The sequence below is a fragment of the Paenibacillus germinis genome (assembly GCF_013141785.1).
GTDB lineage: Bacteria > Bacillota > Bacilli > Paenibacillales > NBRC-103111 > Paenibacillus_E > Paenibacillus_E phytorum.
Window position 1 is genome coordinate 1 of the sequence record NZ_WHOC01000150.1, and the last position, 1,079, is coordinate 1,079.

Genomic DNA, 1,079 nt, shown 5'->3' on the forward strand with positions numbered 1-1,079 from the left:
TATAGTATTTGGATTGACAATATCAATGTATGTTATCATGATATAAAGCTATGAGTAAGTTAAAAGATAATCTATTACTTGGAGGGAGCATCCATCACTAACGTCGTCCTGAATGATGCAATGACCATGTTGAAGAAAACGAGCCGTACTTTTTATATTCCGATAAGTAACTTGGACTTAGGATTGAGGGAGGCTGTAACATCTGCCTATCTGTGTATGCGAGCTATAGATGAAATCGAGGATCATGATGAACTCACAGACCAATTGAAAGTGGAGTTATTGCTCGGGATACACGAGGCATTCCAATCCCCACATATTATCGAAGCAACACAAAAATTACTATCACCGTATGGGGCAGAATTACCTGCTGTTACAATGCAACTCGATGAATGGGCGCTTCTTTGTCCACCCTCCGGAGCTTCAATCGTATATCATTACATCGCAAAGATGTCGTTACAAATGGCCGAATGGGTTCAGAACGGGTGGAATATTCACACGGAAGAGGATCTGGACCGCTATACCTATAGCGTGGCTGGTATGGTTGGAGAAATGCTATCAGAACTATGGTTGTGGCATGATGGGACGCAATCGGATTTAACGAAGGCGATTGCCTTCGGAAGAGGACTGCAGTCGGTAAATATCCTCCGAAATAGAGCGGAGGATCTTAAACGTGGCGTTGACTTCTTTCCTGACGGTTGGGGATTCAATGAGATGCAACGGTACACACGTCGCAATTTACAACTCGCCGACTCTTATATCGCAGACCTGAAGGAAGGTCCAGCACTGAAATTTTGCAAGATACCATTAGCACTAGCTCATGCTACGGTAAACCTCATCGCTGTTGGCGGAAACAAATTAACGAGAGATGCGGTTCTAAAAATTGTGAGTCGTGTGACTGGATAACATACTTAATCAACATAAAAATGACTTCATTCACCAGAAGGAGAAAAGGTGATTGGAGTCTTTTTAACTTGCTCCTACATCAAAGAATTAACGTTGAAAGCCTTGTAGTTGTTGTTCAGCCATTTGTACCAATCTTTTCGTAATACCGCCACCGATAGAGCCTGCGTCGCGTGTAG

The 1,079-nt window shown here is 42.9% G+C and carries 2 protein-coding genes; one reads left to right on the forward strand and one right to left on the reverse strand.

Annotated features, from left to right (window positions below):
* The first annotated feature begins 120 nt into the window (after window positions 1-120).
* The gene (locus GC102_RS28710) at window positions 121-903 is read left to right on the forward strand and encodes a squalene/phytoene synthase family protein (RefSeq protein WP_171692553.1); all 783 of its coding nucleotides are present in this window, start codon (window positions 121-123) and stop codon (window positions 901-903) included.
* An 87-nt stretch (window positions 904-990) separates the two neighbouring features.
* Here GC102_RS28710 and GC102_RS28715 read toward each other — a convergent pair.
* The coding region (locus GC102_RS28715; protein WP_171692554.1) for a small, acid-soluble spore protein, alpha/beta type at window positions 991-1,079 on the reverse strand (89 nt) is incomplete at its 5' end.

What these genes read in the sequence shown, in the direction of transcription:
- GC102_RS28710 (WP_171692553.1), top strand. Translation starts at nt 121, where the DNA reads ATGACCATGTTGAAGAAAACGAGCCGTACTTTTTATATTCCGATAAGT.